General features: G+C 61.5%; 12 protein-coding genes and 2 tRNA genes. 6 read left to right on the top strand and 8 right to left on the bottom strand.

The features are described from left to right. Nucleotides 1-6: 6 nt before the first annotated feature. Nucleotides 7-939, bottom strand: a complete 933-nt coding sequence (locus CRO18_RS00920; protein ID WP_097080736.1) for a prephenate/arogenate dehydrogenase family protein — start codon at nucleotides 937-939, stop codon at nucleotides 7-9. After that, nucleotides 936-2,027 carry a histidinol-phosphate transaminase gene (gene hisC / locus CRO18_RS00915; RefSeq protein ID WP_076484228.1) on the bottom strand — a complete coding sequence of 364 codons (1,092 nt, stop codon included), beginning with the start codon at nucleotides 2,025-2,027 and terminating at the stop codon, nucleotides 936-938. The genes CRO18_RS00920 and hisC overlap by 4 nt, the downstream gene beginning before the upstream one ends. Before the next feature lie 257 nt (nucleotides 2,028-2,284). Here hisC and CRO18_RS00905 point away from each other — a divergent pair, with 257 nt between their 5' ends. Further along, on the top strand, nucleotides 2,285-2,704 hold the full coding sequence (locus CRO18_RS00905; RefSeq protein ID WP_170952515.1) for a peptidoglycan-binding domain-containing protein: 420 nt from the start codon (nucleotides 2,285-2,287) through the stop codon (nucleotides 2,702-2,704). A 14-nt stretch (nucleotides 2,705-2,718) separates the two neighbouring features. On the opposite strand, the gene hisH is transcribed toward CRO18_RS00905, so the two are convergent. The 4 genes from hisH to CRO18_RS00885 form a co-directional block, all read right to left on the bottom strand. After that, a complete protein-coding gene (gene hisH, locus CRO18_RS00900; protein ID WP_097080734.1) occupies nucleotides 2,719-3,360 on the bottom strand; it encodes an imidazole glycerol phosphate synthase subunit HisH in 642 nt (213 codons plus the stop codon). After that, complete coding sequence (gene hisB, locus CRO18_RS00895; protein ID WP_076484224.1) at nucleotides 3,361-3,948, bottom strand: imidazoleglycerol-phosphate dehydratase HisB; 588 nt, start codon at nucleotides 3,946-3,948, stop codon at nucleotides 3,361-3,363. A 102-nt stretch (nucleotides 3,949-4,050) separates the two neighbouring features. After that, nucleotides 4,051-4,125: transfer RNA gene (locus tag CRO18_RS00890), tRNA-Gly, on the bottom strand. Between the two features lie 51 nt (nucleotides 4,126-4,176). Beyond that, a tRNA-Gly gene (locus tag CRO18_RS00885) sits at nucleotides 4,177-4,251 on the bottom strand. 163 nt (nucleotides 4,252-4,414) lie between these two features. Between CRO18_RS00885 and CRO18_RS00880 the strand changes: the two genes are divergently transcribed. Beyond that, complete coding sequence (locus CRO18_RS00880; RefSeq protein WP_076484223.1) at nucleotides 4,415-4,612, top strand: CsbD family protein; 198 nt, start codon at nucleotides 4,415-4,417, stop codon at nucleotides 4,610-4,612. Nucleotides 4,613-4,702: 90 nt separating this feature from the next. Here the strand turns inward: CRO18_RS00880 and CRO18_RS00875 are convergent, their stop codons facing one another. Continuing rightward, nucleotides 4,703-8,137 (bottom strand): pyruvate carboxylase, encoded by a 3,435-nt coding sequence (locus CRO18_RS00875; protein ID WP_097080733.1) that lies wholly within the window; start codon nucleotides 8,135-8,137, stop codon nucleotides 4,703-4,705. 148 nt (nucleotides 8,138-8,285) lie between these two features. Next, the gene (locus tag CRO18_RS00870) at nucleotides 8,286-10,115 is read right to left on the bottom strand and encodes a trypsin-like peptidase domain-containing protein (RefSeq protein WP_249275962.1); all 1,830 of its coding nucleotides are present in this window, start codon (nucleotides 10,113-10,115) and stop codon (nucleotides 8,286-8,288) included. Between the two features lie 182 nt (nucleotides 10,116-10,297). On the opposite strand from CRO18_RS00870, the gene CRO18_RS00865 reads away from it, so the two are divergent. From CRO18_RS00865 to CRO18_RS00850, 4 genes are all read left to right on the top strand, one after another. Then, nucleotides 10,298-11,227: a glycine--tRNA ligase subunit alpha gene (locus tag CRO18_RS00865; protein WP_076484220.1), complete on the top strand. Its 930-nt coding sequence runs from the start codon at nucleotides 10,298-10,300 to the stop codon at nucleotides 11,225-11,227. After that, nucleotides 11,224-11,652 carry a DUF6446 family protein gene (locus tag CRO18_RS00860; RefSeq protein ID WP_249275961.1) on the top strand — a complete coding sequence of 143 codons (429 nt, stop codon included), beginning with the start codon at nucleotides 11,224-11,226 and terminating at the stop codon, nucleotides 11,650-11,652. Before CRO18_RS00865 ends, CRO18_RS00860 begins: the two co-directional genes overlap by 4 nt. Continuing rightward, entirely contained in the window at nucleotides 11,653-13,923 is a 2,271-nt protein-coding gene (gene glyS, locus CRO18_RS00855; RefSeq protein ID WP_097080732.1) for a glycine--tRNA ligase subunit beta, read from the top strand. It begins immediately after the preceding gene. Between the two features lie 102 nt (nucleotides 13,924-14,025). Next, a complete protein-coding gene (locus tag CRO18_RS00850) occupies nucleotides 14,026-16,563 on the top strand; it encodes a putative PEP-binding protein (protein WP_076484218.1) in 2,538 nt (845 codons plus the stop codon). Nucleotides 16,564-16,621: the final 58 nt, after the last annotated feature.

Here is a 16,621-nt window from a genome sequence, read left to right as displayed (position 1 = left end):
GCGGCGTTACTTTTTCGCGGGGTCGGTCGTGGTCGGGCTGCGGCCAAAGTCGGGCGCGGCAGTATCTTGACCCGCTTCAATAATGCCACGGCGGATCGCCCGTGTTTGGGTGAAGTAGTCAAAAAGCTTTTCGCCATCGCCCATGCGAATGGCGCGTTGCAGCATGAACAATTCTTCCGTGAAGCGGCCCAAAATATCGAGGGTGGCTTCTTTGTTCGTCAAGAACACGTCACGCCACATCGTCGGGTCCGAGGCTGCGATCCGGGTGAAATCGCGAAAGCCCGAGGCGGAATATTTGATCACTTCCTCATGGGTGACGCGGCGCAGATGGTCCGCCACACCCACCATCGTATAGGCGATCAGGTGCGGGGTGTGCGACACGACCGCCAGCACCAGATCGTGCCGGGTCACGTCCATCTCATCGACATTGGCGCCAAGCCCGGTGAGGAAGTCTTTCAGCCGGGTCACCGCCACCGGGTCATTCCCCTCAAGCGGGGTAATGAGCCACCAGCGGTTCACAAAAAGCGTCGCAAAGCCCGAGCGCGGGCCGGAATGTTCGGTGCCCGCGAGCGGGTGGCCGGGGATGAATTGTGCATGGGTGGGCAAATGCGGGGCCACCGCTTCGACCACGGCTTGCTTGACCGAGCCAACATCGGTGACCGTCGCACCGGGGGCAAGGTGCGGGGCGATTTCGCGCGCAATCGCTTCCATCGCGCCCACCGGCACACACAGCACCACCAGATCCGCACCTTGGACCGCCTCGGCAGCAGTCTCAAAGACCCGGTCAACAAGCCCGATCTCCAGAGCGGTTGCCCGCGTCTCGGCAGAGCGGGCATGGCCCACGATTTCATCAGCCAGACCGTTTGCGCGGATCGCATGGGCCATAGACGAAGCAATCAGGCCCAGACCAATCAGCGCGACGCGGTTGTAATGGCTCATACCGTGCCGCCCGCCTTAAAGACGCCGATCAAATGCGCCACGCGGCGGCAGGAGGGTTCGTCGCCCACGGTGATGCGCAGGCAATGCGGCAGGCCATAGCTTGCCACGCGCCGCACGATCAGGCCGTCTTTCTTGAGGAATTCGTCACAGGCCACCGCTTCGGCTTCCGAGCCGAAACGCGCCAGCACGAAGTTCGCCATCGAGGTGTCATTCGGTACGCCACGCTCGGCCAAGGCCTCCGAAAGCCAGTGCCGCAACCGGGTGTTTTCCCCCCGGCAGTGGGTGATCCAATCTTGGTCCCGCACAGCGGCTTCTGCGGTTTCCAACTGCGCGGTCGACAGGTTGAACGGATCGCGAATGCGCGACAGCACATCAATGATCGCCTGCGGCCCATAGGCCCAACCGATCCGCAGACCGCCTAGCCCGTAAATCTTTGAAAAGGTGCGCGTCATGATGACATTGGGCAGACGATGCGCCAGTTCGGCGCCGCCATCATAGCCCTCGACATATTCCGCATAGGCACTGTCGATCACCAAGATCGCCTGTTTCGGCAGGCCGGTGGCGAGCCGCTCCAGTTCCGCCAGCCCGACCATCGTGCCGGTCGGGTTGTTCGGGTTGGCGATGAAGACGATCTTCGTTTTCTTCGTGCAGGCGGCCAAGATCGCATCGACATCAATCGTGCGCTCGCGCTCGGGCACGGCAACCGGGGTTGCCCCCGCACCTTTCGCTGCGATCGAATACATCAAGAAGCCGTGCTCGGTATGGAGCACCTCATCCTTCGGGCCGGCATAGGCATTGGTGATCATGCGGATGATTTCATCCGAGCCAACGCCGCAAATGATCCGGGTCGGATCAAGGCCATGCACTTCGGCAATCGCTTGGCGCAACGCGGCGTGATCCGTCGAGGGGTAGCGGTGCAGCTTGTGCATGCAGCGCTGAAACGCCTCTTTCGCTTTATCAGAGGGCCCGTGCGGGTTCTCGTTCGAACTCAGTTTAATCGCATCGCTGATGCCCGCCACATGCGAGGCGCCCCCTTCGTAAAGGGCGATGTCGAGAATACCGGGTTGCGGGCGGATCGGGTCGGTCATGGCAGCGTTCCTCGTACTCACGGCCTCAATAGCGGGACGGCTTGCGCTTTGGAAGTCTTGTTTACTTTGCAAGGCCGAGGTGTGGCCGCGCGGTAGCAGGTTCCGAGGGATTTTAGGAAAATTGCAGCCTTTTGCTGAAATCTTGCCGCAGATCGCGCCGGGGTTTGCCGCGATCGGGGGCGACTGTCAGGAAAAGTGAAGGGTGGGCAGTCATGAATTTACGTATGATTTTGGCAGGGCCGGTGCTTGTCGGCGCCATGACCACACTGGTCCCCGTTGCGGTGTCGCAAGCGGGGACAGATGCGCTTTGGGCTGGGTTCTCTTCCTTGAGCCACGCAGATCGTATCGAGGTGCAGCGCGAGCTTGAGCGCGCGGATCTTTATTTCGCGCCCATTGATGGGAAATGGAGCGCCGCCACCGAACAAGCGTTGCGCCGCTCTGTCGAGACGATTGCCTTGGCGTCAGGGGACCGGATTCACCCCAAGGTGAACTCCCAAACAAGTGCCGCACGGTATCTCGATGATCTTGGAGAGGGGGCCTATCGGCGGCTGCTTTATGGTGGCACGTTGTTTGAAAAGATCTTCTTTTTGGCGGAAGATCCGGTGCTTGCGGTGCAAGAGGCGTTGAACCAGCGCGCCAAGGCGCGGGCGCAGGAAGACCCGCCCGGCCCGAATTAACCTGCGCCGCAGGCTTAGGGCTTCCAGTTCAGGAAGTTGGCAATCAATCGCAGCCCGGTGCGCTGCGATTTTTCCGGGTGGAATTGGGTGCCCACGATATTGTCGCGCCCAACGATCGCGGTGATCTCGCCTGCGTAATCGGCATGGGCGAGCCGCTCGGCCGGATTGGTCACTGTGAAGTGGAACGAGTGCACGAAATAAGCGTGATCGCCGGTTTGCACGCCTTCAAGCACCGGGTGGGCGTGATCGACCACCAGATCGTTCCAGCCCATATGCGGCACTTTCAGGCTCGGATCGGTAGGGGCGATCTTCACCACCTCGCCGCCGATCCAGTCAAAGCCCGGCGTCGGTTCAAATTCGAGGCCGCGCGTCGCGAGCATCTGCATGCCGATACAAATGCCCAAAAACGGCACAGCGCGGCGGGTTACTGCCTCGTCGATCGCCTCAAAAAGCCCAGTATGGCGAATGAGCGCTGCGCGACAGGCCGGAAAAGCGCCATCGCCCGGCAGCACAATCCGATCGGCACGGGCCACGACGTCAGGTTCGGAGGTGACAACCACCGTCCCGTGCCCCGCCTCGCGGGCCATCCGTTCAAAGGCCTTCTGCGCGGAATGCAGGTTGCCGCTGTCGTAATCGACCAGAACCGTCAGGCTCATTTACAGCGCCCCCTTGGTGGAGGGCAGCACATCGCCCATGCGCGGATCGGGCTCAACCGCCATACGCAGCGCGCGGGCGACCGATTTGAACGCCGCTTCGGCAATGTGGTGGCTGTTGATGCCATGCACCTTGTCGATATGCAGCGTGATCCCGCCATGGGTCGAGAGCGCTTGGAAAAATTCGCGCACCAGTTCCGTGTCGAAGGTGCCGATCTTTTGCGTCGGGAAATCGACATTCCACACCAAGAAGGGCCGGGCCGAAAGATCGAGCGCGGTGGCAATTTGCGAGTCGTCCATCGCCAGCACGAAATGGCCGTAACGACGAATGCCGCGCTTGTCGCCCAAGGCTTTCGTAAGGGCTTGGCCAAGCGCGATGCCCACATCTTCCACCGTGTGGTGGTCATCAATGTGCAAATCACCCGTGGCGGTAATGGTCAGGTCAATCAGCGCGTGGCGCGAGAGTTGATCCAGCATATGGTCAAAGAAGCCCACCCCGGTGCGGTTGTCATAAACCCCGGTGCCGTCCAGATTGACGGTGACCGAGATATCCGTCTCGGCGGTCTTGCGGGTGATCGTCGCTGTCCGCATCGGGCGCTCCTTTTGCTTTCAGCGCCTTATAGGGCCTTGCGCGGAGCTTGTTAAGCGTGAAGCTGAAAAGACAAAACCCTCCCCGAAGGGAGGGTTTTCGTCTGGAGCGGGCGATGAGATTCGAACTCACGACCCTTACCTTGGCAAGGTAATGCTCTACCCCTGAGCTACGCCCGCATCCTTGGCGATGGCCTTGCGGCCTGGGTTGGTCTTGCGACCGGTTCCGAATGGAGCGGGCGATGAGATTCGAACTCACGACCCTTACCTTGGCAAGGTAATGCTCTACCCCTGAGCTACGCCCGCGCTGCCTTTCGGTGCAGGCGATTTAGGCAATCGCGCGGGCGCCCGCAAGAGGAAAATGCGCCGCAATGTGAAAAACTATCGGAACCGGGTTCGGGCGGGCCGCGTTGGTTTGTCACAGGCGAGGGGAAGCCTTCGCATCAACGCAAACCGAGAGGAGACCACCATGAACACGCATGTGATCGAGGGGAAGTGGAAGGAACTCAAGGGGACGGTGCGCGCCAAATGGGGCGAACTGACCGATGACGAGATCGAACAGGTCGCGGGCGAGCGTGAAAAGCTCGAAGGCATCGTGCAACAGAAATACGGCAAGACGAAAGAGGAAGCGAAGAAGGAAGTGGATGCCTTCTTTGATTCGATCTGACCTTTCGACCCAATGTGCCGAAATGGAAGCGGGGGCCAAATGGCCCCCGTTTTCTTTTTCTGAAGGTAAGGGGGCAGTGCCCCCTTTTGCTTATTCCAACTCGATCAGCAGGTCTTTGGCGTCGATCTGTGCGCCGGGGCTGACATGGAGCGCCTTCACCGTAGCGGCGCGGTCGGCATGCAGACCGGTCTCCATCTTCATCGCTTCGATCGTCAGCATCAAATCGCCCGGATGCACCTTTTGCCCCACCGTCACCGCAACCGAGGCAATCGAGCCCGGCATCGGCGCGCCGATATGGCCGGGGTTCGCCGGATCCGCTTTCGGTTTGGCTTGGGTCGTGGCCTTCACCGCCCGGTTCGGCACACGCACTGCACGCGGCTGACCGTTGAGTTCAAAGAAGACCTTCACCTCGCCCTTCTCATCGGTTTCGCTCGCCGTTTGGTAGCGAATCTCCAGCGTTTTGCCGGGGTCGATCTCGGCCGAGATTTGTTTGCCCGAGCTCATGCCGTAGAAGAAGACTGGCGTCGGCAGGGTGCGCACCGGGCCGTATTGGCGGTGGCGGCCCATGTAATCCAAGAAGACCTTGGGATACATCAGATAGCCCGCCAGATCTTCGTCATCGACAGTGAAGCCGTTGAGTTCGGCCGAAAGCTTGGCGCGGGTTTCCTCAAGATCGACCGAGGGCAGCTTCTTGCCGGGGCGTTCGGTCGAGGGTTTCTCGCCCTTGAGCACTTTCGCCACGATCCCTTCGGGCCAGCCGCCCGGCGGTTGGCCAAGGTTGCCCTTGAGCATGTCGATCACCGAATCCGGGAAGGCCATGTCTTTCGCCGGGTCAAGCACATCGGCCATCGACAAGTTTTGCGCGACCATCATCAGCGCCATATCTCCCACCACTTTCGACGAGGGCGTGACTTTCACGATATCGCCAAAGATGCGGTTCGCATCGGCATAGGCTTGCGCGACTTCGTGCCAGCGCTCCTCCAGCCCCAGCGATCGCGCCTGCGCCTTGAGGTTGGTGAACTGACCACCGGGCATTTCGTGCAGATAGACCTCAGAGGCTGGGGCCTCGAGCCCGCTTTCAAAGGCCGCATACTGGTGGCGCACGGCCTCCCAATAGTTCGACATGTGGCGGATCGCGCCAATGTCGAGTCCGGTGTCGCGGTCTGTGTGGTGCATCGCCTCGACAATCGAGCCAAGGCAGGGCTGCGAGGTGCCGCCCGAAAACGCATCCATCGCCGCGTCAATCGCATCCACGCCCGCATCGGCAGCGGCCAGCACGGTCGCGCCTGCAATCCCCGAGGTGTCATGCGTGTGGAAGTGGATCGGCAGGCCAACCTCTTCCTTCAGCGCTTTAATCAGCGCGCGCGCGGCGGCGGGTTTCAAAAGCCCCGCCATGTCTTTCAGGCCAAGAACATGGGCGCCGGCGGCTTCCAGTTCTTTTGCCATGCCGACGTAATATTTCAGGTCATATTTCGCGCGGTCGGGGTTCAGAATATCGCCGGTGTAGCAAATCGTGCCTTCGCAGACCTTGTTAGCCTCCACCACAGCATCCATCGCGACGCGCATGTTTTCGACCCAGTTCAGGCTGTCAAACACGCGGAACACATCAACGCCCGATTTCGCCGCCTGATGTACGAAGAACTGCACCACGTTATCGGGGTAGTTGGTGTAGCCGACCCCGTTCGAGGCGCGCAGCAGCATCTGCGTCATGATATTGGGCATGCGCGCGCGGATGTCGCGCAGGCGTTGCCACGGGCATTCTTGCAAGAAGCGGTAAGCCACGTCGAAGGTGGCGCCGCCCCAGCACTCGACCGAGAAAAGCCCCGAAAGGTTCGCCGCATAGGCTGGCGCGGCGGCGATCATATCGGCCGAGCGCATCCGGGTGGCCAAAAGTGATTGGTGCCCGTCGCGCATCGTCGTGTCGGTGATCAAAAGCTTCTTTTGATCCCGCATCCAGTCTGCGACGGCTTTCGGGCCTTGCGCCTCCAGCAAATCCCGCGTGCCAGGGACAACCGGGCCGCGCAGTTCGGGAACACGCGGCGCGCGCGCATCGGGCGAAGGCTCAGGGCGGCCCGCTGTTTCGGGGTGCCCGTTGACCGAGATATCCGCGATATAGGTCAGGATTTTCGTCGCCCGGTCGCGCCGCTTGCGGAACTGGAACAGCTCGGGCGTCGTGTCGATGAACTTCGTCGTATAGCTCATGTCGAGGAAGGTCTCGTGCTTGAGCAGGTTGATGACGAAATCGATGTTGGTGGAAACCCCGCGAATCCGGAATTCGCGCAACGCCCGGTCCATCCGACGGATCGCTTGATCGGGCGATTGCGCCCAAGCGGTGACCTTCACCAGCAAGCTGTCATAGTAGCGCGTAATCACGCCGCCCGCATAAGCGGTCCCGCCATCCAAACGGATGCCCATGCCTGTGGCAGAGCGGTAAGCGGTGAGCCGTCCGTAATCGGGGATGAAGTTGTTTTGCGGGTCTTCGGTCGTCACCCGGCATTGCAGCGCATGGCCCGAAAGCGAGATATCGGCCTGATCGGTTACGCCCGTCGCCTCGGCCAAGGTTGCGCCCTCGGCGATGCGGATCTGGCTTTGCACGATGTCGATCCCGGTCACCTCTTCGGTGACGGTATGTTCCACCTGCACGCGCGGGTTCACCTCGATGAAGTAGAATTTCGAGGTTTCCATATCCATCAGGAATTCGACAGTGCCGGCGTTTTGATAGCCCACGGCATTGCCGATTTTGAGCGCAAGCGCACAGACCTCGGCGCGTTGTTCTTCGCTCAGATAGGGGGCCGGGGCACGTTCCACCACCTTTTGGTTGCGGCGCTGCACGGTGCAGTCACGCTCAAACAGATGGTAAAGGTTGCCATGCGTATCGCCCAGAAGCTGCACCTCAACGTGGCGCGCACGGGTAATCATTTTCTCCAGATAGCCTTCGCCATTGCCAAAGGCGGCCTCGGCTTCACGGCGGCCCTCGCGGACTTTTTCGACCAGCTCATCAGGGCCGTTGATCGGGCGCATCCCGCGCCCGCCGCCGCCCCAGCTGGCTTTCAGCATCAGCGGATAGCCGATCTCGGCGGCCTCAGCTTTGATCGCGTCAAAATCGTCGCCCAGCACTTCGGTGGCCGGAATCACCGGAACCCCCGCCGCAATCGCAACTTTGCGGGCGGAGGCTTTGTCGCCAAGCGCGCGCATCGTTTCGGCTTTGGGCCCGATGAAGGTGATGCCCGCGTTGGCGCAAGCTTCCACGAAATCAGGGTTTTCCGACAAAAGCCCATAGCCCGGGTGAATCGCATCCGCACCCGCCTCTTGCGCAACGCGGATGATCTCGTCGATGCTCAGGTAAGCGCCTACGGGGCTCAGCCCCTCGCCAATGCGGTAAGCTTCATCGGCTTTGAAGCGGTGCAGGCCAAGCTTGTCTTCCTCGGCATAGACCGCGACCGTCTTCTTGCCCAGTTCGTTGGCGGCGCGCATCACGCGGATGGCAATTTCGCCGCGGTTGGCGACAAGGATTTTTTTGAACATTTAGGTCTCCCTGAAAACCGGCACGTCCCACAGGCGCGTGTGACGAAAGGTTGACGGAAAACCTAGCGGTGCCGCAACGCGGCGCAAGGCCAAAACTGCAAAATCGGGCAAATTTACTGTCCAATTCACCCGAGTTTGCAAAGTCCCCTTATTTCCAACACTCAATCTGGACGGTGAAACCTCCGGCCAAGGCCGCAAGGTCTTCGGCGGCAAGGTGGGTTTGGGCATCTGCCGCCACCGGGGCAAAGCCGTTTTCGGCCAAAACCGGCACCAGCGCTGCGGTTTGCACCGCCACGGTCATTTCAGAAGGCAGCAATTGCGTGGTCGCATCGCCGCGCGGCAGCACAAGGCCGAGCACCGCACCCATCGAATCGAGCACCGGCCCGCCCGCATCGCCCGCAAGTGTCGGCACCGCGAGCCGTGCGCGCTCCGCTTCACCGGCAAGACCGGTCAGGTCCGACAGCGTGCCAAAGTTCAGCACCGGGGCCGAAAGCGCCTCGGGGTAAGAAAAACCTGCCACAACGATTGAGGCACCACGGTTCACGGTTTCGGTCTCAAAGGCGGCGACTGCTGCGGGGGCGAGTTTGTCTTCGGGCGTCAGCACAGCCACGCCCAGCCCAGCATCGCTGAAGGCAATCGTGGCGGGCAGCCCCTCAATCGTGACCTTGCCACAGGTGCCAAGACCTTCGCCGGCCGTCAACACGGCGCCGTTTTCATTGATGAAAAAGCCAGAGCGGGCAAATTCCGGGTGACGCACGTCGAGCCCGCCAATCAGATCGGCACGGCCCACGCCCATCGGCTGGCCCAAAGTCGGATCAAGCGCAGAATCGCCCACCGCGCGGAAGCTCGCTTTCATCGCATCAAGAACACGCAGCATCCGCGCGCCCTCATCGGCAGGGTAAACCAGCGTGAAGCCCTTCACCATGCCTTTGGACAGCTTCACCTCGGTCACCGAATGGATGCGCGCATCTTCGCCGACCAGCGAGAAGCCTGATTTGGAGCGTTCGCGCGGCCCGTTTTGCGGCACGATTTCAAGCGTTTGCATCGCATCGTAAAGGCCGAAAAGGGTGTTTTGGTCGCCCGGTTCCGAGATCAAGATCACCTGCACGCCCGAGCCGTTTTTTTCGCGGAAATGCACGAACGGCGGGTCGTAATGGTCAAATTCGACAAGTCCCAACGGCAGGTCGATGGCGATGCCCGCTTTGACCTCATCGACTGGGGCGATGCCAAGGGCCGCGCGCTCTGCGGCAACGGTTTCGAGCAGATGCGCTTGCTGGGCAGAGGCCAGAACGCCGGTGGGCTCAAATCCTTGCGTTTCTTGCCAGACCGAAATGGAGCTGCGCGTGCCACGGCCAAAGGCGCCATCAATCCCGCTGTTATAAAGCCCGACCCATTGCAGCGCGCGCTGAATATCCATCCGCTCTTCGCGGCTCAGCGCCGCTTCCAAACGGCGCGACTCGGCGAGCGTCTCCACCGGTTCGGGGGGGAGTTCGGGTTCCGCGACCGGTTCCACAACGGGTTCGGGCTGCGGCGCGACTTCGGCTGTTTGCGGGGCAGGGGCCTCGGGCGCTTCGGCGACAGGTTCCTGCGGCGCTTCGGGCGTTGGGGCGACTTGCGGCACCGGTGCGGTCAAATTCGCGCCCACCGGCCAGAATTGGCTCCGGAAGGTGTTCGGGTCGGCCACATAGCTGTCGCCGGGGATTTGCCGTGCACGCCGTAGGTTCAGCAGTGCTTCTTGCGCCGCTTCGGGGGTGGCATAGGGTCCAAGCGCCACACCATACCAGCCGCCGGTTAGCGCAAAGCCCGCCAAATCGGGGAAGCTGGCAGAGAGATCACGCAGCCGCCCCTCGGCTTGATCGAGCGTCGGCAGGGCCTCAATTTGCACCCAAGCCTCTTGTGCTTGCGCGACGGTTGCCCAAACAACTGCCGCCAAACCCAGCGCGCTTGCCATCAGCTTGGCCCGTTTTCCTGCCTGCATTTGATCCCCGAAAATCCTGTTGTGAAACTTTTGCGGCAAATTAGGCACGAAGCGCGCCCCCGTCACCCCCTAAAAGCCGGATAAATCGTGCGAGGGCGCCGCTGCGGCCCGGTGGCCCCGTTGACCGCCTGCCGCCCCTTGCCTAAGAGGGGGCAGCTTAGAGAACAGATCGGTGACAGACCATGGCAGCGCCCCGCTCGTTTCAGGAAATCATCCTGCGGCTCATGACCTATTGGGCCTCAAAGGGCTGTGCGGTCTTGCAACCTTATGACATGGAAGTGGGCGCAGGCACCTTCCACCCGGCCACGACGCTGCGCAGCTTGGGCAATCGCCCGTGGGCGGCGGCCTATGTCCAGCCCTCGCGTCGCCCGACCGATGGCCGCTACGGCGAAAACCCGAACCGTTTGCAGCACTATTATCAATACCAAGTGCTGATCAAACCAAGCCCGCCGGATTTGCAAGCGCTCTACCTTGGCTCGCTCGAAGCCATTGGCATTGACCTGAACCTGCACGACATCCGCTTTGTCGAAGACGACTGGGAAAGCCCGACGCTGGGCGCTTGGGGGCTTGGCTGGGAAGTCTGGTGTGATGGTATGGAAGTCAGCCAGTTCACCTATTTCCAACAGGTCGGCGGGCATGATTGCCACCCCGTTTCGGGCGAGCTGACCTATGGTTTGGAACGTCTGGCGATGTATGTGCTCGGCATCGACCATGTGATGGACATGCCCTTCAACGACCCCGACAGCCCGATCCCGCTGAAATACGGCGATGTGTTCCGGCAAACGGAAGAAGAATATTCGCGCCACAACTTCGATGCGGCCACGACCGAAATGTTGCTGCGCCACTTTGAAGATGCTGAAGCCGAATGTGAAAAGATCCTGTCGTTCCCGGCAGATGATCCCAACACCGGCAAGCGCATCGTCATGGCGCATCCGGCCTATGACCAATGCATCAAGGCAAGTCACCTGTTTAACCTGCTCGACGCGCGCGGCGTGATTTCGGTCACCGAACGCCAAGCCTATATTGGCCGGGTCCGGGCGCTTGCCAAAAAATGCGCCGATGCTTTCGTGCAAACAGAAGCGGGCGGTTATGTGGCGGAGGCTCAGGCGTGAAACCCTTCGCCCTGACTTTGGCGGGCCTTGGTTTCGCGGGGGCGGCGATGGCGGCCGTGCCGCAGGCGGTGGAGCTGACCTCGCTCATCACCGGGCAGCCCGAGCCGATCTTGTCGGAAAACTGGCAGGCAGTGGGCGAGCACAGTGCTCCGGTCGATTTCCGCGCCTGTTTCCGCACGCCCTTGAGCCTTGGCCTTCTGACCGAGACTTTCACCGTCTATGACGCCGCCCATCCTTTGGCCGCGCCGCCCGAATTTGGCTGCTATGATGCGCGCCGGATCGGGGCGGATCTTGCCACCGGTGTGGCGATTGCTTTCCTTAGCGCGCGCGACATCGCCCCCGGCGTGGATCGTGTTGTCGCTGTCTATCCCGATGGCCGGGCCTTCGTCTGGCAACAACCAAGCGACCTTGCGGGGACCGAGTAAATGCCCGAGCTTCTGATTGAACTCTTTTCCGAGGAAATCCCCGCCCGTATGCAGGGCGCGGCCCGCGACAACCTCAAAAAGCTTGTCACTGACGGGCTGGTAGAGGCCGGGCTCACCTATGCCAGCGCGCAGGCGTTTTCGACGCCCCGGCGGCTGGTGCTGGTGCTGGATGGGTTGTCCTCTGAAAGCCCCACGCTTCGCGAAGAACGCAAAGGCCCCTCTGTCAGCGCGCCGGAAAAAGCGCTTGAGGGCTTTCTGCGCTCCACCGGGCTGACGCTCGACCAGTTGGAAAAACGCGCCGATAAAAAAGGCGAGGTCTGGTTTGCGGTGATGGAAAAGCCGGGCCGCCAAGCGCCCGAAATTATTTCCGAAGTGCTGGAAAAAGTGATCCGCAGCTTCCCTTGGCCCAAAGCCATGCGCTGGGGCGCGGGCAGCTTGCGTTGGGTGCGCCCGCTGCACTCGATCTTGTGCCTGTTGTCCGATGAAGCGGGCAGCACCGTGGTGCCGCTCACTATTGATGGCATCGTGGCGGGCAACACCACTGCGGGCCACCGTTTCATGGCCCCTGCACCCTTTGCCGTGACCGGGTTTGAGGATTACGCCGCAAAACTGAAAGCCGCGAAGGTGGTGCTCGATTCCGCTGAGCGCGCCGAAATGATCTGGCATGACGCAAGCCAAATGGCCTTTGCGCAGGGGCTGGAACTCGTGGAAGACAAAGGTCTTTTGAATGAGGTTGCGGGGCTGGTTGAATTCCCGGTCGCGCTGATGGGGGCGATTGCGGAAGATTTCCTACATCTGCCGCCCGAGGTGCTGCAAACCTCGATGAAGGAACACCAAAAGTTCTTCTCGGTCAAAAATCCGAAAACGGGCCGGATTGAGGGCTTTGTCACCGTGGCGAACCGCGAAACGGCGGATCACGGCGAAACCATCCTCAAGGGCAACCTCAAGGTGCTTTCGGCGCGTCTGTCTGATGCGCGCTTCTTCTGGGAGCATGACCTGCGGCTGGTGAAATCCGAGGGGCTGGAGGGCATGGGCGCGGGGCTCGCGAATGTGACCTTCCACAACAAGCTTGGCAGCCAAAAAGCTCGCATCGACCGGATCGAGGCTTTGGCGCGCGAAATTGCGCCGCGCGTGGGCGCGCAGCCCGATTTGGCGGCAGAGGCCGCGCGGGTGGTAAAATCCGACCTGCGCTCCGCGATGGTAGGCGAATTCCCCGAACTTCAGGGCCTGATGGGCAGCTATTACGCACGCGAAGCGGGCCTGCCCGACGCCGTGGCAAATGCCTGCAAAGGCCATTACTCGCCGCTTGGTCCGAGCGACGAGGTGCCGTCTGAGCCCGTGACCGTCGCCGTGGCGCTGGCTGACAAAATCGACACGCTCACCGGCTTTTGGGCGATTGATGAAAAGCCCACCGGCTCGAAAGACCCCTTCGCCCTGCGCCGCGCCGCGCTGGGGGTGATCCGTTTGGATAGGGAGAACGAAGGTAAATTCTCGCTTCTTGACCTACTTCAAAAAGCGCGAGGTCCTTTTGTGACCATTTTGCAGCGTCCGCTTTCGGACGCGGTTGAGCAAATTCAGGCGGAAATAGCAGAAATCGAAAATAGAACTGGGCTTGAGAACTCTGAGCGGGGTTTGCTGGTCCCGGCGGTAGAAATGGATGCGGTTCTTCTCGCTGAAAGAACCAAAGTTTTGGGCTCGCTGAAAGAGGAACTCGCGGCAGTTCTTGAGCGGCTTGAGAACCTTCCCACCGACCTCCTCTCCTTCTTCCACGACCGTCTCAAAGTCTTCCTGAAAGACGAAGGCATCCGCCACGACGTGATCGACGCAGTGCTGGCCATGCCGGGCTCGGATGATTTGACGCTTGTCGTCAAACGCGCCGAGGCGCTGAGCGCCTTCCTGAAAACCGAAGATGGCGGCAACCTGATCCAAGGTTTCAAACGCGCCAACAACATCCTGACCCAAGCCGAGGCGAAGGATGGGGTGGAATACAGCTACGGCGCCGATGTCAAATTTGCCGAGGCCGCGGAAGAGAAAACCCTCTTTGCCGCGCTTGACGCAGCCGAAGCCGCGCTTGCGCCCGCGATGGCAGCGGAAGATTTCGCCACGGCGATGGCCGAAATGGCCAAGCTCCGCGCGCCGATTGATGCCTTCTTCACCGCTGTGCAGATCAACGCCGAAAACGCCATTGTCCGGCGCAATCGGCTTAATCTGCTCTCGCGCATCCGCCAGATTTGCCTCTCTGTGGCGGATCTGACGAAGCTTGAAGGCTAAGCCCCGGCCCGCCGCTTGTCGGCGGGCTGTTACCTTCCGTTCATACTTGCGCCGGGCGGCGATCTGCCTATCCTGCAAAAAGCGGGCCAAGGACGTGCCAGAATGTCAAAAAACGCCGATGTGACCGAGTTTGTCGCGCTGACGCCTTCCGCAAAGGTTAAGGCCGCGCGGCACGGTTGGCGTGCCAAATGCCTGCAACGGCTTATTCGGCTGGATATGCCGGTGCCCGAGACGCTGTCGCTGCCAGTTGAAACCGTGCGGGCGATTGCGGCGGGGGTGATGCCCGATACCGCCGCGATGGTGGCGCATTTTGGCGAGGACTTCTTGGTCTCGGTACGGTCCAGCCCCGGCAACCCGGAATGGGGCGGGCCGGGCACGGTGCTCAATGTCGGCATGAATGATGCGATGCATCGCAAGCTTGCCGACAGCCACGGGCAAGAGGCCGCCGATGCGCTTTATCTGCGTTTTGTGCAAAGCTACGCGGTGCATGTCGCGCGCCTAGACCCCGATATGTTTGATGCGGGCCCCGGCCCCGGCGCGCTGAACGAGGCGCTGGCCGCTTTCGAGACCGAGATGGAAGCGCCCTTCCCACAAGATGCGGCGCGGCAATTGGCCGAAGTGCTGCGCTCGATGGCGCGGGCATGGGAGGGCACAACGGCAAGGCTTCTGCGCGAGGCGAAAGGCGCGCCGCCGGATGCCGCGCTTGGCCTTTTGGTGCAGCGCATGGCTTTGGGGGTTGGCCCCGGCGTTTGTGGCTCGGGCACGATGCAATTTGTCGATAGCGTGACCGGTATGCCCCGCATCATGGGGCGGTTTCGCGGCCAAAGTCAGGGCCGGGCGGCGGCGCAAGACACGTTTTTCCTGACCCGCGACCCGCGCGGTGGGGCGCTGGAAGAACTCGCCCCAGCGGTTTTTGAGGAATTGCGCCATTACGGCGCGATCTGCCGCAAGCGGCTGCGCGAAGAAATGCAGATCGAATTCACCGTGGAAGGGGGCCGCGTCGCGGTGATTGACGCGGTGCGGGTGGCGCGCTCGTCCCGTGCGGCGGTGAAAATTGCCGTGGCCTTGGCCGAGGATGAGGTGATTTCGCGCGAAGATGCGCTGTTGCGGGTGGAGCCGCGCGCGCTTTCGGAACTGTTGCACTATCAGGTGGACCCGCGCGGGCCGCGTGATCGCTTCGCCATCGGCATTGCCGCCAGCCCCGGTGCCGCTGTGGGCCGGATCGTGTTTTCTGCCACCGCCGCACAGGCCAGCGCCGCGCGCGGCGAGCCTTGCGTGTTGGTGCGCCGTGAAACCGGGCCAGAGGATATTCGCGGCATGCATGCCGCCGTTGCCGTTCTGACCGAACGTGGGGGCATGACCAGCCATGCCGCAGTGATTGCGCGCGGATTGGGCTTGCCCTGCATCGTCGGCTGTTCGGATGTGCAAATCTCGTGGCGCGATCGCAGCTTGCGCGGCCCCGGTGGGCGGATGTTCCATGAGGGCGATCAGATCACCGTCGATGGCACCAATGGCGAGGTGTTGGTGGGCGCAGCCGAAATGCTGGAACCTGCGCTCGATGATGGGTTCCGCACGCTTTTGCGCTGGGCGGAAACGGTCTGCGACATTGGCATTCGCGCCAATGCTGACACGCCCGATGATGCCCGCACCGCGCGGATGTTTGATGCCGATGGGATCGGGCTGTGCCGCACCGAGCATATGTTCTTTGATGAAGACCGGCTGACGGTGATGCGCGAGATGATCTTTGCCGATACGGCCAATGATCGCCGCGTGGCGCTGGAACGGTTGTTGCCGATGCAAAAGGCCGATTTCAGCGCGCTTTTCGACATTATGGCGGGCCAGCCGGTCTGTATTCGGCTCTTTGACCCGCCGTTGCACGAATTCTTGCCGCATGACCGCGAAGGGCTGCGCGATCTGGCCGAGGCTTTGGGGCGGCCGCTTTCAGAGGTCACGCGTCGGGTTGAGGCGCTCTCTGAGTTTAACCCGATGCTCGGCATGCGCGGGGTGCGGCTTGGCGTGACGGTGCCCGAGATTTACGACATGCAGGCCCGCGCGATTTTTGAAGCGACGGTAGAGGCCAGCCGTCGTGGTGCGCCGGTGGTGCCTGAGGTGATGATCCCGCTGGTTTCTGCGGCGCGTGAGGTGGAAATCGTCAAAACCCGCATCGACGCGGTGGCCGCTGCCGTGCGCACGGAAATGAAAGCTGATTTCGCCTACCGTCTTGGCGTGATGGTGGAAACGCCGCGTGCCGCACTGCGTGCCGGTGAAATTGCCGAACACGCGCATTTTCTGAGCTTCGGGACCAACGACCTCACGCAAATGACCTATGGTCTTTCACGCGATGACGCCGGGCGCTTCATGTCGGCTTATGTCAATCAGCATGTCTATGCCGAAGACCCGTTCCATATTCTGGATGTGGAAGGGGTAGGGGAATTGCTGCTGATGGGCGCCTCGCGCGGGAAGGCGGCGCGGTCCGATGTGACGATTTCGGTCTGCGGCGAGCATGGCGGCAACCCCGAATCAATCGCGTTCTGCCGCGCGGCGGGATTCGACTATGTTTCCTGTTCGCCTTTTCGCGTGCCAGTTGCACGACTCGCCGCTGCGCATTTCGCCCTTCTGGCGCCACGGAATCGATTCTGAGGCGGAAAACCGCTGAAAATAAGGTTAACGCCAACAAGACTCTGGTAATCGCGTCGCG

The sequence above is a fragment of the Rhodobacter sp. JA431 genome (assembly GCF_900217725.1).
GTDB lineage: Bacteria > Pseudomonadota > Alphaproteobacteria > Rhodobacterales > Rhodobacteraceae > Rhodobacter > Rhodobacter aestuarii.
The sequence above is the reverse complement of the archived record's forward strand: the minus strand, read 5'-3'. Positions and strand labels throughout refer to the sequence as shown.

Bases quoted from the DNA above. Each gene is read 5' to 3' on its own strand.
- CRO18_RS00920 (WP_097080736.1), bottom strand. From the start codon at position 939: ATGAGCCATTACAACCGCGTCGCGCTGATTGGTCTGGGCCTGATTGCT.
- hisC (WP_076484228.1), bottom strand. From the start codon at position 2,027: ATGACCGACCCGATCCGCCCGCAACCCGGTATTCTCGACATCGCCCTT.
- CRO18_RS00905 (WP_170952515.1), top strand. From the start codon at position 2,285: ATGACCACACTGGTCCCCGTTGCGGTGTCGCAAGCGGGGACAGATGCG.
- hisH (WP_097080734.1), bottom strand. From the start codon at position 3,360: ATGAGCCTGACGGTTCTGGTCGATTACGACAGCGGCAACCTGCATTCC.
- hisB (WP_076484224.1), bottom strand. From the start codon at position 3,948: ATGCGGACAGCGACGATCACCCGCAAGACCGCCGAGACGGATATCTCG.
- CRO18_RS00880 (WP_076484223.1), top strand. From the start codon at position 4,415: ATGAACACGCATGTGATCGAGGGGAAGTGGAAGGAACTCAAGGGGACG.
- CRO18_RS00875 (WP_097080733.1), bottom strand. From the start codon at position 8,137: ATGTTCAAAAAAATCCTTGTCGCCAACCGCGGCGAAATTGCCATCCGC.
- CRO18_RS00870 (WP_249275962.1), bottom strand. From the start codon at position 10,115: ATGCAGGCAGGAAAACGGGCCAAGCTGATGGCAAGCGCGCTGGGTTTG.
- CRO18_RS00865 (WP_076484220.1), top strand. From the start codon at position 10,298: ATGGCAGCGCCCCGCTCGTTTCAGGAAATCATCCTGCGGCTCATGACC.
- glyS (WP_097080732.1), top strand. From the start codon at position 11,653: ATGCCCGAGCTTCTGATTGAACTCTTTTCCGAGGAAATCCCCGCCCGT.
- CRO18_RS00850 (WP_076484218.1), top strand. From the start codon at position 14,026: ATGTCAAAAAACGCCGATGTGACCGAGTTTGTCGCGCTGACGCCTTCC.